Annotated in this window: 18 protein-coding genes; 7 read left to right on the top strand and 11 right to left on the bottom strand. The window is 43.2% G+C overall.

Features of this window, described 5'->3' with window-relative positions; all coding sequences use genetic code 11:
• Positions 1-699: 699 nt before the first annotated feature.
• The gene (gene crtR / locus V7L31_RS18030; protein ID WP_334697503.1) at positions 700-1,746 is read left to right on the top strand and encodes a beta-carotene hydroxylase; all 1,047 of its coding nucleotides are present in this window, start codon (positions 700-702) and stop codon (positions 1,744-1,746) included.
• Positions 1,747-1,838: 92 nt separating this feature from the next.
• Here the strand turns inward: crtR and V7L31_RS18025 are convergent, their stop codons facing one another.
• Entirely contained in the window at positions 1,839-2,372 is a 534-nt protein-coding gene (locus V7L31_RS18025) for a sterol desaturase family protein (RefSeq protein ID WP_334697502.1), read from the bottom strand.
• 583 nt (positions 2,373-2,955) lie between these two features.
• Between V7L31_RS18025 and V7L31_RS18020 the strand changes: the two genes are divergently transcribed.
• The 5 genes from V7L31_RS18020 to V7L31_RS18000 all read left to right on the top strand — a co-directional run bounded on the left by V7L31_RS18020 (position 2,956) and on the right by V7L31_RS18000 (position 9,039).
• Complete coding sequence (locus V7L31_RS18020) at positions 2,956-3,927, top strand: YegS/Rv2252/BmrU family lipid kinase (RefSeq protein WP_334697501.1); 972 nt, start codon at positions 2,956-2,958, stop codon at positions 3,925-3,927.
• 181 nt (positions 3,928-4,108) lie between these two features.
• On the top strand, positions 4,109-5,671 hold the full coding sequence (locus V7L31_RS18015) for a metallophosphoesterase family protein (RefSeq protein WP_334697500.1): 1,563 nt from the start codon (positions 4,109-4,111) through the stop codon (positions 5,669-5,671).
• Between the two features lie 114 nt (positions 5,672-5,785).
• Positions 5,786-7,012 (top strand): precorrin-6y C5,15-methyltransferase (decarboxylating) subunit CbiE, encoded by a 1,227-nt coding sequence (gene cbiE / locus V7L31_RS18010; RefSeq protein ID WP_334697499.1) that lies wholly within the window; start codon positions 5,786-5,788, stop codon positions 7,010-7,012.
• 192 nt (positions 7,013-7,204) lie between these two features.
• Positions 7,205-7,978, top strand: coding sequence for a nucleoside phosphorylase (locus V7L31_RS18005; protein ID WP_334697498.1), 774 nt, complete (start codon positions 7,205-7,207; stop codon positions 7,976-7,978).
• Between the two features lie 494 nt (positions 7,979-8,472).
• Complete coding sequence (locus V7L31_RS18000) at positions 8,473-9,039, top strand: retropepsin-like aspartic protease family protein (RefSeq protein WP_334697497.1); 567 nt, start codon at positions 8,473-8,475, stop codon at positions 9,037-9,039.
• Positions 9,040-9,127: 88 nt separating this feature from the next.
• Here V7L31_RS18000 and V7L31_RS17995 read toward each other — a convergent pair whose 3' ends face one another.
• The 9 genes from V7L31_RS17995 to V7L31_RS17955 all read right to left on the bottom strand — a co-directional run bounded on the left by V7L31_RS17995 (position 9,128) and on the right by V7L31_RS17955 (position 18,558).
• Positions 9,128-9,949, bottom strand: coding sequence for an NADPH-dependent oxidoreductase (locus V7L31_RS17995; protein ID WP_334697496.1), 822 nt, complete (start codon positions 9,947-9,949; stop codon positions 9,128-9,130).
• 238 nt (positions 9,950-10,187) lie between these two features.
• Complete coding sequence (locus V7L31_RS17990) at positions 10,188-11,303, bottom strand: sulfonate ABC transporter substrate-binding protein (RefSeq protein ID WP_334697495.1); 1,116 nt, start codon at positions 11,301-11,303, stop codon at positions 10,188-10,190.
• A gap of 379 nt (positions 11,304-11,682) precedes the next feature.
• Positions 11,683-12,444 carry a class II aldolase/adducin family protein gene (locus V7L31_RS17985; protein ID WP_334697494.1) on the bottom strand — a complete coding sequence of 254 codons (762 nt, stop codon included), beginning with the start codon at positions 12,442-12,444 and terminating at the stop codon, positions 11,683-11,685.
• A complete protein-coding gene (locus tag V7L31_RS17980; RefSeq protein WP_334697493.1) occupies positions 12,428-13,102 on the bottom strand; it encodes a cysteine dioxygenase family protein in 675 nt (224 codons plus the stop codon). Before V7L31_RS17980 ends, V7L31_RS17985 begins: the two co-directional genes overlap by 17 nt.
• Entirely contained in the window at positions 13,103-13,369 is a 267-nt protein-coding gene (locus tag V7L31_RS17975; RefSeq protein WP_334697492.1) for an RRXRR domain-containing protein, read from the bottom strand.
• Positions 13,370-13,508: 139 nt separating this feature from the next.
• Entirely contained in the window at positions 13,509-14,630 is a 1,122-nt protein-coding gene (locus V7L31_RS17970) for an LLM class flavin-dependent oxidoreductase (RefSeq protein WP_334697491.1), read from the bottom strand.
• A 96-nt stretch (positions 14,631-14,726) separates the two neighbouring features.
• Positions 14,727-15,779 carry an aliphatic sulfonate ABC transporter substrate-binding protein gene (locus tag V7L31_RS17965; protein WP_334697490.1) on the bottom strand — a complete coding sequence of 351 codons (1,053 nt, stop codon included), beginning with the start codon at positions 15,777-15,779 and terminating at the stop codon, positions 14,727-14,729.
• A gap of 417 nt (positions 15,780-16,196) precedes the next feature.
• On the bottom strand, positions 16,197-17,861 hold the full coding sequence (locus V7L31_RS17960) for an RluA family pseudouridine synthase (RefSeq protein ID WP_334697489.1): 1,665 nt from the start codon (positions 17,859-17,861) through the stop codon (positions 16,197-16,199).
• Between the two features lie 208 nt (positions 17,862-18,069).
• Complete coding sequence (locus V7L31_RS17955; RefSeq protein ID WP_334697488.1) at positions 18,070-18,558, bottom strand: hypothetical protein; 489 nt, start codon at positions 18,556-18,558, stop codon at positions 18,070-18,072.
• Between the two features lie 164 nt (positions 18,559-18,722).
• Here V7L31_RS17955 and V7L31_RS17950 point away from each other — a divergent pair, with 164 nt between their 5' ends.
• Positions 18,723-20,651: a serine/threonine protein kinase gene (locus tag V7L31_RS17950; RefSeq protein WP_334697487.1), complete on the top strand. Its 1,929-nt coding sequence runs from the start codon at positions 18,723-18,725 to the stop codon at positions 20,649-20,651.
• Positions 20,652-20,860: 209 nt separating this feature from the next.
• Here V7L31_RS17950 and leuD read toward each other — a convergent pair whose 3' ends face one another.
• On the bottom strand, positions 20,861-21,469 hold the full coding sequence (gene leuD / locus V7L31_RS17945) for a 3-isopropylmalate dehydratase small subunit (RefSeq protein WP_334697486.1): 609 nt from the start codon (positions 21,467-21,469) through the stop codon (positions 20,861-20,863).
• Positions 21,470-21,513: the final 44 nt, after the last annotated feature.

Here is a 21,513-nt window from a genome sequence, read left to right as displayed (position 1 = left end):
ATTTGTATACCGCGTAAGTCTTCACCTTGACTTTATCCCAGCAAATTACATGAATTAGGTAATAAGTCAAGAATCTTAATTTGGGAGCATCCAAATTTTGCAAATATCCATCTCGAATGACTAGAAGTCGTAGCTAGAGGCAAAAAGATCCCTAGGAGTATAAAGCCTGTGGAGTTTTAGGGAATCTCAAGGCGGGGAAAGCGATCGCTAGTATATATACTTATAATTTTCTAAAAAAAAAGAAAGAAATGTTTCTTTAAGCAAATAAAATATACATTTTGTTAGAAGTATGATATCTATATTTAAAATACTTTCATATACCTCAGATTAGGACAAAACTCTTGCATTTATTATTCAAATAACTGTATTCTTTATATTGTTGAAAATTGTTTTTCACAAAAGCAATAATACAGCATAATTTCAGCACATCGGAAAAGCATTGCTTTGGCAAATCGAAAAATGTCGAGTTCAAAGCAAAATATGTATACCGTTGTTACTAGCATCACAAGTAAGTAAAAAGGAATTTCAAATTTTCTCTATCTGCTATTTCCTACAAGCCATATCTAATCTAGATATAGAAGTGTATTGGCTAAATTTTCAATCTTTTTATCTCTCTAATCGGGGCAAGAAATATATTCTGTGCTGGCTGAATTTGGGATTTAAAGCCCATTTTATCAACGAATCACGACCAGGAAAATTATGACCTCTTTAGATCCTAATTTTTTTGACATCCCGGACAAAAGCCTAATCATCATCGACCCAGCCGTTGATGACTATAAAAAGCTAAATGGCAATAACTCGGAAGTCATTTTTAAAGACGTAGTAGATACAGAAATCAGAACGGTAACTTCAGAAGCGCATAAGCTGCTGAAAGCTCCACCAAAGGAATTGTTAGCGCCTCCTGGTGATTTTAATCCGACCCTACTACTGTTTTTGGCATCTGTGACAGTGTTGGTGTTATCTAATTGTGGTTACTGGCTTTGGCAATGGCCAGACTGGTTGTGCTTTAGTTTTAATACGATTGCCTTGCATTGTTCTGGGACAGTAATTCATGATGCTTGTCACCAATCTGCTCACCGCAATCGAGTAATTAATGCCATTCTAGGGCATGGTAGCGCCCTGATGCTTGGGTTTGTTTTCCCCGTGTTTACGCGAGTGCATTTACAGCATCACGCTCATGTCAATCATCCCAAAGATGACCCAGATCATTTTGTTTCTACAGGCGGCCCACTATGGCTAATTGCATTTCGATTTTTGTCCCATGAGGTGTTTTTCTTTCAACGGCGACTGTGGCGCAAATATGAGCTATGGGAATGGTTTATTAGCCGCTTAATTGTTGTTGCAATTGTTTATATCTCAGTTCAATATCATTTTTTAATGTACGTTCTCAATTTTTGGGTTGTACCTTCTGGGATAGTGGGATTAATACTAGGTTTATTTTTTGATTATTTGCCCCATCGTCCTTTTGTTGAACGCGATCGCTGGAAAAATGCCCGCGTCTACCCTAGCCCAATTCTTAATATCTTGATTTTAGGACAAAACTATCATTTGATCCATCATTTATGGACTTGTATTCCCTGGTACAAATATCAGTCTACATACTATTTGATGAAACCCCTGTTAGATGAAAAAGGCTGTTATCAAACTTCAGGTTTACTACAAAAAAAAGACTTTTTAGAGTTTATTTACGATATTTTTGTAGGGATTCGGTTGACTCATCAAAAAACTAAAAATCAAGATGAATAGCGATTAAAAGTTGCAGCTACAAATCAGATCAGCCAAAAACACTTGTAGAGACGGCGATTTATCGCGTCTCAAAACTTCGATTTATTAAGAAATTAAAAGTCCATTGTGTGGGTTTCATTTTCATAATTAGGATCTTCAGTACCTAGTAGTTTGTCCCAGAAGGTAAAATACAAACCGTAATGCACTCTATATTTACGATGATGTATTGAATGATGCCTAGAACCAATTAGCCATTTTCCAATCCAGTAACTCTTAGATGAAGCGGGAAATACCTCAAATCCAAGATGGGTAAATACTGCCCATCCTGTCATAGCTATCAGTGCAGCAACTAAGGTGATAAAATGCAGTGGAACTATGAAACTTACACCTACAAAGAAAAGTCCTTGCACAATTGCTTCTGGGAAGTCGAATGCAGAAGAACTCCAAGGTGTTGGTTCTCCCGAACGGTGGTGTCCATAATGCATCCATTTGAAAATTAGAGGCTGGTGAAATACCCGATGGATGAAATAAAAGTAAGTATCCTGAAGAATGAGTACTGCAATCAAGCTAACTACTAAATACCACAATCCGTACTTGTATAAATCACTGTATAACAGCGTTGCTCCCAAACTATACTCTGAGATCATAAACGCTCCACAAATAGCAAAAACTACTGCGGAGAGTATTGATAATTCGATATCTTTTTTAATAGAACAACTCCTCAACGGCTTCAAATGCAAACTCCTGCTGGCAAGTGACTTTCCTAGAACTAAATAAAAGAGCAAGTATGCTCCGCCAGCAATCAAAAAGTATCGGGCAAGAGTGATACCGAAGAAGAAAAAGCAATAATACCAAAATGAGTGGTTTGTCAATTAGACCCATCCGTAATATTAATTTAGGGCAATGAAAATGCTGATCGTGTCCAATTGTTTTGGTCTTCGCTACTAAAAATGGACAAATTTTAATTGAATTTGTTAATCGACAAAATTCACTGCTTATTTTACAATATCGAGTAGTTAAACTAATATATGTTAAAGTTTGTTAATTAAATTGAACCTAATTTGGTTGCAAAGATTCTCATTTTTCTTGGTGCATGATGCGATCGCACATCGCCTTGAAAGCCAATATATCCAGAAAACTCCGCCTCAAAAGGGAAGCCGAAAATTTACAGGAATGCTAAGAATAATTTGGTATCTTCATTAATGATCCAAGCTTAGTTAGTAATACCTTATGAATCGTTCCGCCTGTCTCATCTTCAATCCTGTTGCGGGTCAGGGCGACCCAGATATAGAACTGGCAGAAATCCGCGCAATATTAGAGCCAGATATTGACCTAGATATTTATCTCACAACTGAAGAAATCGACGCTGACCAACTGGCATATCAAGCGGTAGAGCGAGGGGTAGATGCAATCATTGCTTCGGGGGGAGATGGTACTCTCTCAGCGGCGGCGGCGGCTGTAGTGGGTACTGATATTCCATTTGGGATAATTTCTCGCGGCACAGCAAACGCTTTTGCCACAGCTTTAGGAATCCCTGACACGATCGCAGGTGCGTGTGAGACAATTTTGGCGGGAGGAACCCGCCATGTAGACGTAGCCTATTGTAACGATCGGCCAATGGTACTCTTAGCAGGTATTGGCTTTGAGGCTGAAACTGTAGAATTGGCAGACCGCGATGCCAAGAATCGCTTTGGGATGATGGCCTATATCTTGGCAGGCATCCAGCAATTGAAAAACTTACGTAACTTTGATGTCGAAATTGAAACTGAAGACAAGATCGTTAAAACTAGTGCCTGTGCAGTAACAGTCGCAAATGCCGCGCCTGCGACTTCAGTCTTGGCTCAAGGGCCAGCAGGTCTGATTTATGATGATGGATTATTAGATTTAACGATTGTAGCTCCAGCCAACAAAGCAGGAGCGATCGCAGCGACACTTCATCTATTTCAAACGGCTTCTACAGGTAACGCCACAGAACGGAATGATATTGGTTTCCTGCGAGCCAAACAATTTAAAATTACGACTGAACCACCACAAAAGGTTGTTCTAGATGGTGAAATAGTAGGCACAACACCAGTAGAAATTAAGTGTGTACCAGCAGGCTTACGAATTTTTGTGCCATTAGTAGAAGAAGTGGAACCTACAGAAAAACTAGAAGGACTCCCTAATCTGACTATTGAGATGAAAGACACAGCAGAAGAATGAGGGAATTGAAAAGAGGCAGAGGGGCGGAGGGGCGGAGGGGCGGAGGGGCAGAGGGGCAGAGGGGCGGAGGGGAAAGACCTACTGCAACTTCTCCTCTGCTCCCCTGCCCCCCTGCTCCCCTGCCCCCTTGCCTCTCCCCAGTTCCCTCATCTCTATGTAAAAAATTCAGGAGTAGATTGCATTGAAACTTGTATCCGATCCAGCGATCGCTAACAAAATTCGTAAAATGAATCAGCGGGTACGGTGGGAAGATCCATTAATTGTGGAACGGAACATCGACCAAACTCGGCTGGTGTTGGAGGATGGTCAAACAGACAATAATTCTGAGTTTTCATTTTTAGTTGTAGGTGATAGTGGTTCTGGCAAGCACCGGGGACACAATCCCCAGCGACAGGTGGCTGAACTCATGCTGCCTCATCACAATGAATCCCGTTTTATGCTGCATACCGGGGATGTGATCTATTTAGTGGGATCGAGTGAATACTATCAACAGAACTTCATCCAGCCTTACCGAGAGTTTCTCGTAGGTACAGAGCATTCCAAACAGATTGCTTACGATCAGATGATTTTTAAGCTGCCCGTTTTACCTGTACTAGGAAATCACGATTACTATAACTTGCCGATTCTATTAAGCTTGGCATCCTTAACAACATTACCCATTCGTCACCTGTTGCGATCGCGCTTAGACTTAGATGTGGGACTGCATGGCTCAGGAACCGGTGACGCTTACGCACGAGCATTTCTGGACTATCTGAAGGCGTTTAAGCTTCCGGGAGAGTTAGCCAGCCACTTAGATGAATACTACACAGCCAAGACAGATACAGGTCGTTGTCTTTTATATCAACCTGGGCAGTTTACCCGTCTTCCCAATCGCTACTACACTTTTCGCTATAGCGGGATTGATTTTTTTGCCTTGGATTCTAATACATTTAACGATCCACCACCGCTACCTAAAACCAAAGAAGGTGAGGCCAATCGCAAACTCTTAGAAAAACGCCGTGAAGATTTCGAGCAAGAAAAGTTGGAAATCATTGAAAATTCATCAAAACTTCGTCCCGAAAATCCCAGCGAAGCCGACCAATTAGACGACTTCCACGCCAAGATGTCACAAATTGAAGAACTGATTGTTGATATCGATAAACAACTAGCTACTAATAAAACAACGCTAACTGATATCGAACAATTAGACTGGCTCAAACAAAGATTAATTGCATCTTGGAATAATAGTGAAGTTCGGGGAAGAGTGATTTATTTCCATCATCCGCCTTATGTAACTGAGGCGACAAAGTGGCAACAAGCCCAAACTCTGATGGTTCGCGATCGCTTACGTGGTGTGCTGGATGCGGTAGCAAAAGAAATTGGTTCCTTAACTCAGGGGCGTCCCTTGGTAGATTTGGTATTAAATGGTCACGCACACTGCTTGGAACACCTTGAGACAATGGATACAGGACACGCTGATTCTCATATCCATTGGGTTGTTTGTGGCGGTAGTGGCTTTAGTTTGCGCCGCCAGCGAATTGAGGGAGCAGATTTGATGGAAGAAAATAGATTAGTGGCGCGATCGCATCTCTTCATTGGTCGCAGCGGTCAAGGTTCTCAGAAGCGACGACCTTATTCAGGTTTACGCATTGACGTTAAAGGCGATGGACAGCCTAAGTTTATTATCCGTCCTTTGATTGCTGAATGGTATCAGCGGCAATGGCATAATCGGGAACTTGAGCCTTTGATTATAAAAAATCAGTAGTCAGAATTCAGAATTCAGAATTCAGAATACTTTACCAGTATTGGCTTTTAACCAATATTCCCTACCCGCTCATACTGAATTCTGACTTCTGAGTTCTGAATTCTTCTTATTAATATGACAGAGAAATGGCTTTCTATCGTCGGCATTGGGGAAGATGGGTTACAAGGGTTAAGTGCGATCGCTCTTTCTCTAATCACTCAAGCTAAAGTAATTGTGGGAGGCGATCGCCATTTAGCAATGCTCCCTAAAGATGACCAACGCGAGAAACTAGTCTGGACATCTCCCATTAGCACTTCAATTGACGAAATCATCCAGCGTCGGGGTCAGTCAATCTGCGTACTCGCAAGCGGCGATCCGATGTGTTACGGCATTGGTGTCACCTTGATGCGGCGAATTCCCGTCTCTGAAATGACGATTATCCCCGCACCTTCAGCCTTCAGTCTCGCCTGTGCCAGAGTTGGATGGTCTTTAACTGAGGTGGAAACCTTAAGTTTAAATGGTCGTCCATCCTCCTTACTTCAGTCTTACATTTACCCAAAAGCGCGGCTGTTGATTTTGAGTGAAGGTAAAGACACACCCGCCATTGTTGCCCAAATTTTGACAAATCGCGGCTATGGTGGCAGCAAAATTACCGTATTGGAGCGTATGGGCGGCGCTCATGAAAGAATTGTAGAAGGTACGGCTGCATCTTGGGGTGAAACTGAAGTAGCAGCTTTGAATGCGATCGCAGTTGATTGTATTGCTGATGCTGGGGTTATTTCTTTACCAAGATTACCAGGATTACCAGATAACGCCTATCACCACGATGGACAGTTGACTAAACGTGAAGTTAGGGCAATTACCCTTGCAGCTTTAGCACCCACACCGGGAGCGTTATTGTGGGATGTGGGCGCAGGTTGCGGCTCAATTTCTATTGAATGGATGCGGAGTAATGCGCGATGTCGGGCGATCGCGATCGAACAAAACTCATCTAGACTACTTTACATTGCCGATAATGCCAGCACTCTCGGTACTCCAAATCTGCAAATCATTGAAGGGAAAGCGCCCCATGTCCTGAAAGACTTGCCAACACCAGATGCTATTTTTATTGGTGGTGGGGTGACAGCAACGGGACTTTTTGATGTTTGCTGGCAAGCATTGCCGTCGGGTGGGCGTTTGGTGGCAAATGTGGTGACGGTAGAGGGTGAGCAAACTTTATTTCAATGGCATGAACGAGTCGGTGGTGATTTAACTCGTATTGCCATTCAACGGGCAGAACCCATTGGTAAATTTCTGGGCTGGCGGGCAATGGCGCCTGTGACGCAATGGGTAGTAGTGAAGTCTGAAAAACTTAATGGGTAATGGTATGTGGGTGCGATCGCATTTATAATTTGGTGATAACTCAATATAGTTCAGATCAGCCCAGAACACTTGTAGAGACGGCGATTTATCGCGTCTCCCAAACCCAAAATTGTTGCCAGTAGCCCCTTTCAGTAAACCACAAACCTTTGAAATAACGTAAAAGTAGAGGTTTTAGCTATCGTCTAAAATTGAATGGCAAATAAACGCTTTTATCACATTGGCTTTGGGCAAGATGATTTGGGTTCACCACCTCCCAGCATTGCTCTATTATCTGGCGATCCAGAGCGATCGCGTCTAATTGCCCAAACTTATTTACAAGATATACGCGCGTTGTCAGAAAATCGCGGACTCAATAGCTATGTGGGATACTTACCGAATGGTCGCCGTATCTTATCAGCTACAAGTGGTATGGGTGCGCCTTCATTAAGTATTGTGGTTAATGAGTTGGTACAAGTAGGAATCCAGCAAATTATTCGTATTGGAACTTGTGGTTCCATTCAACCTTATATACCAGTCGGTAGTGTTGTCATTAGCAGTGCAGCATTGTGTCGCCAAGGTGCAGCTAATGACATTGCACCTGTGGAGTATCCAGCCGCAGCCGATCCTTTTCTGACAGTTGCTTTAGTTAAAGCCGCACGAGAATTAGAGGTTGAACATTACATCGGAATTACGGCATCAGTTGATACTTTTTATGAAGGACAAGAACGCACCGACTCAGCAAATCCATATTTAATGCGATCGCTGCATGGCATTACAGAAGAATATCGACGCTTGAATATCTTGAATTACGAGATGGAATGCGGCACACTATTCAAAATGGCAGGAGTGTATAATTTTGCAGCAGCAGCTATTTGCGGTGTAGTAGCTGGGCGTACTGTTAGTGAAAATATCATTCTAGAACAAAGAGACATTGCTGTGAAAAATGCGATCGCAATTGCTGTAAATGCGGCAGAAAAACTTGAATAAGCTAACAAATTTATCTTACAGCTATTTTCAGGTAAATAGACTACGCGATAGGGGCACAGCAATGATGTGTCCTGGCGACAGATGTAGTTCAAATATATGAAAACTACTGTAATTAGTATGTCACTTAATCTGCTCTCAGTGTTATTATCATGTCTTTACCCAATCTTTAATTTATCAATCAGTAATCCTAGTTAAGATGTATTGAGTAAAATGCAATTTTATTTTATAAAGGCACATAAGTAAAAAATAACTATAGCGCTTTTGCGTTGAATCTAATATGTACCTAACCCTTTCTTTATAAGGTAAAGGGAGTAATATTGTATATATATCTCCTTTGAGAATAGAGGTCATAGCATATTGCATATAAACGATAATTGCTATATATAAATATGGTGTTTTTGGATTAGAAATCTGAGACTTTGACACAAATTTTGCAGTAGCTATGAATAATTTAATTATCAACAAATATCAGGAACATTGGAGAGCAATATAATATGAAGAATGCTTGGAAGCGTTGGATTACGACCGTTAACCTAGCTGCAATCACAATAATGCCGACGCTGATATTTTTAGCATTCTCTCATCAAGTAAGAGCAGACGATCCTGGAGCATGTTACATGGTAACTTCCTCCGGTAAAACTGTTGGGTTAGGAAGGCTTTGTGGCAATGCTAATATAGCTGCACCTCCAGACAAAGAAGTTTTTCGAGTTCCCATCAAACGCCGTTTTGGTGGAACTCCTGTGATTGATGTCACTTTCAATGACAAAAAAACCTTTGAAATGATTGTAGATACAGGTGCTAGCGGAACGATTATCACTCTAAATATGGCGAATACACTTGAACTTCAGGCTACGGGTACAATGCAAGCCCAAATTGCTGATGGTAGTGAGGTAGAATTCCCAACTGGTAAGGTAAAATCCATTGCAGTCGGTGGAGTTACAGGCAATAATCTTCAGGTAGCGATCGCACCAAAAGCAAGCATCGGCTTACTGGGCCACGATTTTTTTGGTAAATATGACATCAAGATTCTAGAGAAAGAGATCGAATTTCATCACCGCTAATGCTTGCAGTTTGAAAATTTAACTTTGTGAGAAAATAGAAGTGCGATCGCCCCTCATCAGAGAGACAACCGCACTATGACTATTATCCTTACAGCAATTTGAAGCCGAGGTTATTGAGAATTTCACGCAAGCGATCGCGTCCTCTCAAAGCCTCCACAGTTGCAATCCGTTGGGCTGAGTGTTCTGACCAATCACCAGCAATATTCATCTTTTGTTCAGTGTAAAAGTCTTTGATGATGTCATTGTAGTGAGCGATCGCTTCTTCTTGTTCTGCTAATTTATAGGTTTCACGGTGCAGCACAGCTGTCTGGGGTAAGCGTGGTTTAATCGCTGCTGGCACTTCAGGATTTGGATAACCCACACACAACCCAAATACAGGGAACACAGAAGGCGGTAAATTCAGTAGTGCTGCTACTTCTTGAGGATGGTTCCGTAGTGCGCCGATATACACTGTTCCCAAACCAAGGGACTCAGCTGCTACAGTTGCATTTTGCGCTGCCAATGCGGCATCGATTGTAGCTGTCAAAAAGGTTTCCAAATATTCTAAAGCATCATGAGATAGTCCACGGCTGTCAGCAACGTAACTTAGACGTGCCAAGTCTGCTAACCAAACCAAGAATAAAGGCACTTGCTTAATGTGTGCTTGGTTTGACGCTAGTTTAGATAATTCTTCTTTGCGTTCTTGGTCTTCGATTGCAACTACACTCCAGGTTTGCAAATTAGAAGAAGTAGATGCAGATTGGGCGGCTGCAATTAGCAACTCTAGAGTTCCTGGTGGTAGAGGATCGGATACATAAGACCGGATGGAACGGTGTGATAGTAGTGATGTTAGAGAATCATTCCATTCAATTTCCGAATTGAAGGGAGTTTCACCGTAGCGCGATCGTAGTAGTTCTGTAGCACTAGTCATAATTAATTCCAAGATTTACATTTCAAAAGTTGTCAGTTGGGGACTTCCAAAATAAAAAAATATGCAATTAACTCTTGTGGGGTGGGCATTTTGCCTGCCCTATAGACTGGGCGCTCATGTTGCCCACCCTACAATATTTGGATAATTTATTTCTTGGAGTTCCCTGGTTTGACTAATAGCAATTTCATCTGTAAGGGCATAGAGTTGTATGCCCTTACAACCGATTCATTGTACTAGTTTAAGTTTTTGGTGAAAAAGCAGCGTATTCTTCTTTTGTCAACACTGCATCTTTCACATTTACCTCTTTGGGAATTAACTTCAATTTGTAATATGTATCTGCAACACCTTGTTGGAGATTTATCAAATTGTCGTCAACTGGTACAAGCCCAAAAGTTCGTCTGTTAGTTGCCTTCCTCATCGTTTCTATATCAATTCCTAACACAGGTGCAAGAGTTTTTGCTACTTCTTCTCGATGGGTTTTAGACCATTCTTCTAGATTTTGAATTTCCTCCAGTATTGCCTTGACAGTTTGGGGGTTTTCTGTAACAAACTTGCGGGTCATTAAATAATATCCTCCCTGTTTATTAATTCCCGTGCCATCAATTAGGACTCTGGCTTTAGTTGCCTCTTGAGCCGCTGCATAGAAGGGGTCCCAAATTACCCAGGCATCCACACTACCCTTGACAAATGCCGCGCGGGCATCTGCTGGAGCCAAATATTTAGGTTCAATGTCTGTATATTTCAATCCAGCTTTTTCTAAAGCTTGGACTAACAATAAGTGGGCACTAGATCCTTTTTGAAAAGCAACTTTTTTACCTTTTAGCTCAGTAACTTTTTGAATTTTTGAATTTTGAGGAACAAGAATTGCGGAACCAGCCGGACTAGCAGCAGTACCAACAACATAAGTTAGTGATGCTCCCGCAGCTTGGGCAAATATTGGCGGTGATTCTCCTACTGGGCCAATGTCAATGCTACCGACATTCATCGCTTCTAATAGTTGTGGCCCCGCCTGAAATTCAGTCCACTGGACAGTGATACCTTCAGGTGCTAAACGCTTTTCTAAAACACCCTTAGTTCTCAACAAAATCGTTGATTTTTGATAGCCAAATCTGACTACTTTGGCATTGGAAGCAGAATTGCTAACAGATGTGGCACTGGGATTAGGAGCATTAACAGTAGGTGTTGAGGAACAAGCAGCAAATAGCAAGCTCAGACCAAGACCTGTAATAAAAGCCCCCACTATTGGCAAAGGAGAAGAAAAGAATAATTTATGTTGATTGTTAAAGGGGATATTCCTGATTTTTATCAACGATATCCACTTGCTAATTAAGCGGCGAAAGATTTGGTTAATCATCAAAATGATTTCTCTGAGCGATATTAATACTATAAACTTATAGGTTTACTGGAGTATATAAATATATTCAGATATTCAGGGTAAGCTGACAATAAGGGAACTCCAAGAAATAAATTATCCAATATTGTGGAGTGGGCGTCTCGCCCGCCCAGTTTATATAGCGGGCGAGACGCCCACCCCACAAGAGTTAATTGAATATTTTTTTATTTGGAAGTCCCTAAGTAACTGAACTGAGCAAAGTCTGAGCTACTCTAATACAATTACAGCTACCCTGCTCTTAAGCAAGCTATAGTCGGGTTTAAATCCCCTAATGTAGCTCTCTTCTCTACGAGACACCGCGCGGAAAATTTTGAATATCTTAGTGGCAAAAAGTATAGTGCTAATTCAACAAATCGGGTTCTTCACGCACAATCCTATCGTAAAGGGGCTGAAAGCCGAACCACCCACTTGTATGTGACCCTACTTGAGTTTGAGTTAAACGGGCTGTTTCGTGTTTGATAGTAGTTGGTCTACCTGCTGCTTCTGCTAGCAGTTGGGCTTGGCACGATCGCTCTAAACTAATGTACCAGAAGGCAGCTTCATCTACTGTATGTCCCACAGTTAAAATGCTGTGGTTACGTAAGATAATAGCTTTTTTTGATTCCAAAGCTTGCGCCAATCGCAGACCTTCAGAAGTTTCTAAAACAACACCTGTAAAATCGTCAAACAGGGCGTGGTCTTCGTAAAATGCACAAGAATCTTGAGTCAAGGGGTCAAGGAGACGCCCCAAACTAGACCAGGCTTTTCCATAAAGGGAATGAGCATGAGCCGCCGCGACGACATCAGGTCGAGCTTCATGAATCTGAGAATGGATGGCGAAAGCAGCTTGATTTACCTGAGCATCACCTTTAACCACCTCACCTTCTCTATTAACTAAGATCAGGTCAGAAACTCGGATATGACCGAAATATGTCCCTAATGGGTTGACCCAGAAATGGTCTGTAAACTCTGGATCGCGAGCTGTAATATGCCCAGCGATTCCCTCGCTGAATCCAAACTTACCAAACAGGCGAAAGGCAGCGGCTAGGCGTTGCTTACGGTACAGGCGTTCGTCTTCAACTCGATCAAATACTGGGGGTTGTGGTCTATCGTACTTGGGCATGTTCTTTTTCCTCTTCCTCTTTACAGGGAGCGTTGGAATATCCAGAGCGAAAGGATTTGACGCTGTGAGATTCTGGGATGAATTGGTGACGCAATATGCAACCAGTATCATTACCTAGAATATGAATAGATACAGATGCGCTCTCGGATGTGGTTTTGACGGCGTGGATATCACCATCTGGCGGTAACAGGCGGTAGATATCTCCTGGTTGAAGCGATCGCACTTCAGTTACTTGTAATTGTGCGTGTCCTTCAGCATCACCGCTATCTACACGGCGATAGACTGTTTCTTCTTGATTGCCTTGATATAAACCAATCAATCCCCAAGCTAAATGGTCGTGGACGGGAGTTGTGGAACCTGGGGGAATCACCAAACTGAATACTGACAATGAACGGTCTTTGGCGCGATAAAGTAGCCACTGACCAATACCGCCACCCATCCGGCTTTCAGGATTGACTTGGGCAAACTTTTCCGCTAGCCATCCCTGTTGGGCAAGGAGTTCTTGAAAATAGGGTTCTAGTCTAGCGAGAGTTTGTGTGCGATCGTCAACAGTACTGGCGCTAATTTCCCGCACCGTTGCAACAAAGGATCGTAATTCCTGACTCTCAATAAACCATTGGTCTTCCGGTAATGGTTCCAAAATCGTGTCGTTCGTCATTTATATTCCTCTGTTTGGGAGGCGACTAGCATTAATACCAATTTTGTGATCTTTATTGACAATAGTACTAGTAGTTTTAACACCAGGGTGAATCTTAAAGCCAAGTTGCTCAAATTTTAGATGAGAAAGGGACTCTTTCAGAATAATCGTAAAAGGATAGCGCTGAAATACCGTAGCTTTACCTTGTGACAATAGCAGCCTAGCATGGCTGATACGTACTGGATATAACGGTTCTTGGTTGGCATCGAGAATGAATACTTTGGTCATATAATTTTGAAATAATCAAATTATTTACAGCAGTTTTCGGGTAAAACAGTAAGTAGAAGGTGGTGTAGTTAAATTATTACTTCAAGACACTCTGCATACCTCTGCGTTGAAAAACACTCCGATTTTACGCAACGCGGCACTAAGAGACAACAGCGGCTTGTCGCTCCCGCCGTTGCACTTCGGCGCGGACTAGGGGAATCACATCACGACCATAGGCAATCGCATCCTCTAAGGGCTCGAATCCCCGAATCAATAGAGTAGTTACCCCAGCGTCATAGTAATCCACCAAGGATTCTGCTACTTGTTCTGGTGTACCAACGAGGGCAGTAGTATTACCATAAGCACCAGTGGCGGCGGCAATGGGCGTCCACAAGCGTTTGTCGAAAATTTCGCTTTCTTGGGCAAACTGTAATAACCGATTAGAACCCACTGCTTGCGGACGTGCTGAATTAAAGTAGGGAGTTATCGGCAGTTGATTTTCTGTTTTTGCAGCCCGAATTTCCTTAACCCGCGATAAAATCGAGTGTGCTTTTTCCCAAGCTTTCTTTTCAGTATCACCCAGAATCGGTCGTAGTGAGACACTGAAGCGTGGCGATCGCCCTGGTGGTGTTACAGCTTTTACTTCGCGTATCCGTTCCTTAACTGCCGCAATGGGTTCTCCCCACATGGCGTAGACATCACTATGCTTTGCACCCACAGGTATTGCTGCACCAGAAGCGCCACCAAAATACAAGGGTATGTGGGGTTGTTGTAAAGGCTTCACATCTGAGTAAGCATCTTTTACACGATAGAATTCGCCCTCATAATCGAAGGGAGTATTACTTGTCCACACCCGCCGCACAATATCGAGGTACTCATCTGTACGGCGATAGCGTGTATCGTGGTCAAGCCAATCGCCATCGCGTTGCTGTTCGGCATCGCTGCCACCTGTAATAATGTGTACAGCAATGCGACCATTAGTAAAATGATCCAAAGTTGCCGTCTTCCGCGCGAAGAGTGTCGGAGCCACAAAACCAGGACGGTGGGCGATTAAAAACTTCAACCGTTCTGTTGCTGCCGCCGCGAAGGAAGCCACAGTTAAACCATCGGGGCCAGTTGAGCCATAACCAACCAATACCCGATCAAAACCACCCTCCTCATGTGCCTGAGCAAACTTGCGGACATAAGCAGCATCTATAGAACCACCTGTGATTGAAACTGTCGGCCCATCCAACTCAGATATTTGTCGCGTCCCAATCATCCCAATAAATTCAATTGGCATAGTGCATCACCTCGAAAATTACAAATCTTATTTGGGCATTGGGAATAGGGTATTGGGCATTGGTTATTTCCCCACCTCCCTCATCTCCCCCTACTCCTACTTAGCCGTGGGACAAATAGTCGCAGCAACATCTACTTTTTTGGGTAAAATCTTTTGCTCTAGCATCCAGTCAGCAGTCTTCTGAATTTTGGCAACATCATCAGCATTTGGTGTAGCAAGTAGCTGCGGCCCTTGATTCTCAGTTACTCGCTTGGCTACGGCTGGAGAGATTTTGATATCTTTGACTAGATATTCGGCTGATTTTGCCGTATTTGCATTCAACCAATCGTATTCCTCGGTTAAACCGCCAAAAGCAGCTTTCACGGCTTCTGGAGATTTAGCGGCCGCCTCATTACGCACAAGCATTACACTGTAGGTAGGAGCTGGATGGGTTGTAGTGATTCTCCTAGCACCATGCTCTAATTCGGCGACTGAAACATAAGGTTCCCAAACTGCCCAAGCGTCGACGGTTCCTTGATAGAGGGCGGGTGCAGCATCAGTTGGCGCTAAAAATACACGCTGAACTTTATCTTTAGAAATTTTCTCTTTTTCCAATACTTTTAATAACAAATACTCACCTGCGCCAGCCTGATTGACTGCAACTTTTTTACCCACGAGGTCAGCAGGTTTACGGATAGAAGAATCGCCCCGGACAACGATCGCACTGCCCAATGATTCTGGTCTGGGACGCTGGACAGCCCCAATACAAAGCTCCTGACCAGCAGCAATAGCTGATAAACCTGGAATGTCTCCGCACCCACCAATATCGGCTTGATTCGCGCTAATTGCTTGGAGTAAGGTAGCACATCGGTCAAAGGGGCCAGCCCATTCAACTTTGATATTCTGAGCTGCAAGCTTCTTTTCTAACTCTCCTCGTTGACGTGCAATTGGTACTGCACCTCCCTTTTGATATCCCAGACGAATCAAACTAGTTTTCTCTTGAGTCTGGTTACTGACATTTTGGGCAGTGGTATTAGTATTTGCAGAGTTACTTGGAGCGCAGCTAGAAATACCCAAACCTAGCCAGGAACTAGCAATCAATAAGGCACTCAAGGACTTGGTTGAGCGTTGTGGCAATAAAAATAAGAACTTTTTGAATTGATTCAACAATTTTTTGATTACTCCTTTTATTAAAAAAAGCTAAGAATGAGAGTCTAGATATCAACTCCAGCACTCTCATAGTTACTGCTCATTTAGGGATTTCCAAGTAACAAACTATCCAAATTTTGTGGGTATCTCACAATCATTTATAGTTGGATATTTTGATTGGGAAATCTCTTAACTGTGATACTAGTTCCCGTAAATACGGCAAGTCGGTCGGATAACCGTTGAATTAACTACAAGCAGAAATTATCACATACAAAGTTAAAAAGCAATAGGCTAGCTGTGAGGAGAGGCAAAGCGTAGCTTTAGCTATTTGGGGGGTTATTGGAATTTACAGCAGATTTCAGATAAGTGAGGTCATATATCAAGAGATTTTAAACCCTATTCCCCGTTGTAGTCTTCAAGGGGAAATTAGAGAAGGCATCAAAAGGGCGTAATTACTTGTAAATGTAGGGTTTTTTCTAATTGCGGATGCTTGAAGCGAAGTTCTCTGGCGTGCAGATGTAAGCGGCTGGTAACTGCACAGCATCCATAAAGGCGATCGCCTAAAATAGTTATCCCCAGTCCTCGCACATCAGCCGCATGAACCCTCAATTGATGGGTGCGTCCGGTTAGCGGCGTAAATTCTACGCGGGTGTAATCTTGTTCTCTCGCCATTACCTGAAAGTATGTCAAGCTGGGTTTGCCGTGTCGCCAATCAACTTTTTGATAAGGGCGATTTTCAGGATCTCCCCATAATGGCAAGTCAATTACACCTTGCTCAATTGTTATAACACCGGAAAGTATGGCTTCATAAACCTTGTGAACCTGCCGTTGCTGAAACTGCTGACTAAGTTGCCGATGGGTTTGGCGATCGCGCGCTAACAACAAAATCCCGGAAGTTTCTTGATCTAGGCGATGCACAGATGCAAGTGATATACCATCCGGTAACAGATGAGCGAAGCGACTCAATACACTATCTTGGCGATCGCGATAACGGCCAGGTACCGAAAGTAATCCAGCAGGTTTATTTACCGCAATCAGCCATTCGTCTTCATAAATAATCGGTAAAGTGACCTCTCCCCTTTCCCTGGGAGGCAAGGGAGTTGGGGGGTTAGGTCTTAACCCTGAGAGCAAAAACCCCATCAATGGCTGACATCGTTCTATACACGCTCCATAAAATTCTCCCTGAATTTTGTCCTGATTTGCTGAAGACATACCCCACCAGAATTCTGCCATTGCCAACGGTTTGAGATTATGTGTTGCTGCATAATGAAGTAGCTTTGGGGCACAACAGTCTCCTGTACCAGTGGGCGAACCTCCTGGCATCAATTCTTGCAATGATTGCGAGCGCCCGGAAAAATTGGTCAAGCTATAGCTAGCCTGCATTTGAGCTTGTAATTGACGGGATAGTGCTTTCCGCTCTTGTTTCAGTTCACTAATTCGCGCATCTGACGCTGCAATTAACTGTTGCAGAGGTTGTAATCGGGTATTTTGCTGGCGTTTAAGTTGTCGTCGCTCAATTCCCTGCTGACGACTCTCTTCGTCGAGTTGTTCAAGAGCAATAGTGAGTGCTTCTGGGCTGAGTGTCTTGCAGATTTGCTGACGTTTTTCCTGTCGTTGATGTTTGCAATAGCAATGGCGATCGCTCATTGCTTGCAACTGCTGCTCAAACTTATTCGATAGAGTTTCATACTGCTGGCGTTCGGTCAGTTGCTTCAAGGTCAGAAGTTCCTGCTTAATCGCGTCTAACTGCGTCAAAGTACGGGCTTCCTCGAAAGCAACTTCGTCTCTACCTGGAATTGGTGGTACCCAGCCTTCAACAATACTACAACCATTTAAAAGACCGGAGAAGGCTTTTAGTACCCATTGTTCGCCATTAGGCAGTTCAACCAATAGGATGCCATACATCTTGCCTTCACGAGAATAACAGTCATTATTAGCTAACTCTTGCATTAGTCCGTGAGCGATCACTTCAGACATTGAGGTGCGGGGTAATTTTAGGCGATCGCCACTTTCCAAACAGCGCCCTTCGTACCAATAGCTACAAGATGAGTCGCTGATGGCATCGCAGTCGATAAAATCTGAAAGTGGGTGCAGAATTACCATACAGGCTTCAACGAATAGGCAGGGGGAAGGGAGCGGAGGAAAATGACCCCTGACTCCTGCGGTGGAGCGGAGCTGAACATATTTTTACGTTCCCCACTTTTGTTAAGTGGTTCTCGTACCCTGCGGGAAGCTAATGCAACAGTTGAGGTCGAATCCCTTTTCTATTCTATCTCCCCTGCTCCCCGCTCCCTGCCCCCTTGCCTCTTGTTCAACTCTCTGGTAATTTAGCAAACGCCTGTTCAACTAACTCCTTTGCCTTCGCATCCAAACGCAGCCAATCCACTTCACCGAATTCATCAATTAAACTAGTATCAACATCAGCAGATTCCTCAACTGGGCTGTATTTCAGAAAGCACACTTGATAACACAGTTCCCACAAATCGATACTTGCTTGCTGCTGTTGACGCTCTAAACGTAGATGATATCCTGGATGGGGCATCGGCAGACGAGCCAGAGTCTCTCTGATTTCATCTGCTTCTTGGGGCGTTGCAGTTTCCATTGCTTGCAACAGTTCAGTCACCAATGCTTTGATTTCATCAGTGGTGCTAGGCGGCCAAATCAGGACATCATGGTAAGTTCCCGTCCAGGAAGATTCATCAAGCAGCTTGCGGAGATTGTCGATAACCCGAATGAAAGCAGGCTGCATGAGGATTTCAGCCTGTTGCCATGCAACTGAGTTTGTTATTTTAGGTGGCATTGGTAGTAAACAGGGGCACTATAAAGAAAAATAAACAGTCTGTGTTTATTAAAAAGCTGCGTTTTTAATCTAAATCTTTTCTCAAGATAGCGGATTTCATTGAAGAAAATTTGGAGATATTTATTACTAGCTGGAAAATTAGGTAAGAACTCTGGGGAGGGAATATGATAGGCAAGCTACTAGATCATCGTTACCAAGTAATTCGAGTCCTCGCGATGGGAGGATTTGGTCAAACCTATATTGCTGAAGATACTAGACGGCCTGGCAATCCCATCTGCGTTGTTAAGCACCTTAAACCCGGAACTGACCCCAGAGTTTTTGATACTGCGAAACGCCTATTTAACAGTGAAGCCGAAACCTTGGAAAGACTGGGCAATCATGACCAAATACCCAGGCTACTAGCGTATTTTGACGACAATCAAGAATTCTATCTAGTACAAGAATATATTGAAGGACATACCCTAGCTGAGGAACTTATACCTGGTAAGCGCTGGAATGAAAGCCAGGTAATTCAACTGTTACAGGAAGTTTTAGAAATTCTCGAATTTGTCCATCGCCAAGGCGTGATTCACCGCGATATCAAGCCGGATAATATCATTCGTCGCGCTTCCGATAATAAGTTAGTTTTAGTAGACTTTGGGGCAGTGAAGCAACTGCGTACACAGATGGTAGCAGTAGGCGGACAAGCCTCGGCGACAGTGGTTATTGGCACTCCTGGCTATATGCCCACAGAACAAGGGCAAGGTAAACCCCGTCCCAACAGCGATATCTATTCCCTTGGTGTGATTGCTATTCAAGCATTAACAGGATTACAGCCAACAGAATTGCAAGAAGACCCAGAAACGGGCGAAATCATCTGGCGTCATTCAGCAACCGTGAACCATCGACTGGCGGCAGTGTTGTCTAAGATGGTACGTTATCACTTCAAAGACCGCTACCAAAGCGCCACGGAGGCATTGCAAGCCTGTAAAGAGACGATTAATCCTGTACCAGCACTTTCCACCTCTCAAGAAGTCGGCAATAATTCCAACTACCAAGTAGCCAAATCCCAACCTCAAGTATCTCGGCTACAAACTGTAGCAGTTGCACCAGCCAATCCTGTCCCCGCGAAACCTGGGCGTCAAGATTCTCATAAATCCGACCCATGGCCGATATTAATTGGCATATTATTGGCGGGTGGTGCGGCTGCTTTGGTAGCCAATGTATATCCAAATGTGAAAAATTTCGCTTTAAATATTACAGGTAATAATACTGCCTTAACAGACAAATGCTTGGCTATTGTCGTAGGAAATTCTAATATCCGTTCTAAACCTAGTTCGATAAATTCTAATAATGTTTTGCAAACTGTTACTGATAACACCAATTTCCAGGTAACTGGCAAGCGGACAAAAGCAGGTTGGGTAGAAATTAAACTTAAATCTGGTCGTTTGGCTTGGGTTGACTCGGATCAGATAACCAATAATCAAGAATGGAGTTCTTGCCTGCGTGAAAAAGGCATTGCAACAAAGATTGTAGATGATAGTAGCTCGATTGCGACTCGACCGACTACCAAGACAAAATCAAAATCGAGGGATGTCGCAACTCCATTACCAGAAAAGTCAAAGGGGTCAGCTGACGATGCTGGGAAATCAGAACGATCGCAGCCTAGTGATAACAGTGCCAGTATTATAGAACAAGCAAGACAGAAGTATGATTCAGGGGATATAACAGGAGCGATCGCACTTTTGAGGACAATTCCGGCAAATGCTGCTTCTGGTATCCAAGAGACGGGCAAAATGATTGCCCAGTGGCAGCAAGATTGGGCGAAGGCTGAGGCTTTGTCTAATGAGATTAATAAAGCAATAGATGATGGTAAATGGGATAAAGTTTTAGATTATAGAAACCATCCTGAAAAGCTGCCGAATACTCAATATTGGCGAAATAAAATAGAACCATTATTTAAACAAGCAGCCGCAAATCTGGCAAAACAGGCACTAACTACGCTAGAACATCAAGGTAATCAGAAGAGTACCGAACAGAAAGTTCCCGATACTAAAAAACCCACTACTACAGAGAGTCCTAATGCTATAGAAACTCCTAAAAGTGGCTTTTAAAATAATACAGTTCAGTTAAGCTTCTCTTATCCAATATTGTGGGGTGGGCATCTTGCCCGCCCAGTCTGTATGGCGGGCGAGACGCCCACCCCACAAGAGTTAATGGGTATTTTTTGATTTGGAAGTCCCTAAAAAGAAGTATCTCAACGAAAACAAATATACCAGGCGATTAGAAATCGCAGCTACACAAACGAATTTTCTAAACGTCGCTAACTTGCGGCTAAATTGCCCCAACCCACATAAGGTAATTTTGCCGCTGTTGCCCGAACTTGGTCAGCGTTAGCCACCAACTGACCGCAAGCATCCCAAGTTCCAGAAATAAATGTGCTTCTTGTCCCTTCACCGATCGCAACTGGGGCGGTGTAATCATCAATTTGCACTTGCAATGTTTCCAAATTTACAGTAACGGTGGCTTGGGGATTGGCAGCGACTAACTCTTGCAGTTGTTTAACTGTAACAGCATCGGCTGTCACACAAGGTATGCCCATTGCCACACAGTTACCAAAAAAGATTTCGGCGAAGCTTTCACCGATTAAAGCTTGGATTCCCCATTTGGCGATCGCTTGGGGTGCGTGTTCCCGTGATGAACCACAGCCAAAATTTCTATTGACTATTAAAATATTCGCCCCTTGGTATTGGGGTTGGTCAAAGACGTGTTCACCTTTAAGTGCTTTCCGGTCATCAATAAACGCGCCTTCGCCTAAGCCATCAAAGGTAACGGCTTTCAAATATCGTGCGGGAATGATGCGATCGGTATCTATATCATTGCCCACTAACGGTATACCGCGCCCTGAAACTGTTTTAACTTCACTCACCATAAACTTTATTTACCTATCATTTCAATGACAGCCTGTTAATTTCT

Origin of the sequence: Nostoc sp. (genome assembly GCF_036916655.1) — a bacterium.
Taxonomy (GTDB): Bacteria; Cyanobacteriota; Cyanobacteriia; order Cyanobacteriales; family Nostocaceae; genus Nostoc.
Note: the sequence above shows the minus strand (reverse complement) of the source record. Positions and strands in the feature narration are given on the sequence as shown.

Bases quoted from the DNA above. Each gene is read 5' to 3' on its own strand.
- V7L31_RS17950 (WP_334697487.1), top strand. From the start codon at position 18,723: ATGATAGGCAAGCTACTAGATCATCGTTACCAAGTAATTCGAGTCCTC.
- V7L31_RS17975 (WP_334697492.1), bottom strand. From the start codon at position 13,369: ATGACCAAAGTATTCATTCTCGATGCCAACCAAGAACCGTTATATCCA.
- V7L31_RS17960 (WP_334697489.1), bottom strand. From the start codon at position 17,861: ATGGTAATTCTGCACCCACTTTCAGATTTTATCGACTGCGATGCCATC.
- V7L31_RS17970 (WP_334697491.1), bottom strand. From the start codon at position 14,630: ATGCCAATTGAATTTATTGGGATGATTGGGACGCGACAAATATCTGAG.
- V7L31_RS17955 (WP_334697488.1), bottom strand. From the start codon at position 18,558: ATGCCACCTAAAATAACAAACTCAGTTGCATGGCAACAGGCTGAAATC.
- V7L31_RS18025 (WP_334697502.1), bottom strand. From the start codon at position 2,372: ATGATCTCAGAGTATAGTTTGGGAGCAACGCTGTTATACAGTGATTTA.
- crtR (WP_334697503.1), top strand. From the start codon at position 700: ATGACCTCTTTAGATCCTAATTTTTTTGACATCCCGGACAAAAGCCTA.
- V7L31_RS17995 (WP_334697496.1), bottom strand. From the start codon at position 9,949: ATGACTAGTGCTACAGAACTACTACGATCGCGCTACGGTGAAACTCCC.
- V7L31_RS18000 (WP_334697497.1), top strand. From the start codon at position 8,473: ATGAAGAATGCTTGGAAGCGTTGGATTACGACCGTTAACCTAGCTGCA.
- leuD (WP_334697486.1), bottom strand. From the start codon at position 21,469: ATGGTGAGTGAAGTTAAAACAGTTTCAGGGCGCGGTATACCGTTAGTG.
- V7L31_RS17990 (WP_334697495.1), bottom strand. From the start codon at position 11,303: ATGATTAACCAAATCTTTCGCCGCTTAATTAGCAAGTGGATATCGTTG.
- V7L31_RS17980 (WP_334697493.1), bottom strand. From the start codon at position 13,102: ATGACGAACGACACGATTTTGGAACCATTACCGGAAGACCAATGGTTT.
- cbiE (WP_334697499.1), top strand. From the start codon at position 5,786: ATGACAGAGAAATGGCTTTCTATCGTCGGCATTGGGGAAGATGGGTTA.
- V7L31_RS18020 (WP_334697501.1), top strand. From the start codon at position 2,956: ATGAATCGTTCCGCCTGTCTCATCTTCAATCCTGTTGCGGGTCAGGGC.
- V7L31_RS18005 (WP_334697498.1), top strand. From the start codon at position 7,205: ATGGCAAATAAACGCTTTTATCACATTGGCTTTGGGCAAGATGATTTG.
- V7L31_RS17985 (WP_334697494.1), bottom strand. From the start codon at position 12,444: ATGCCCAAGTACGATAGACCACAACCCCCAGTATTTGATCGAGTTGAA.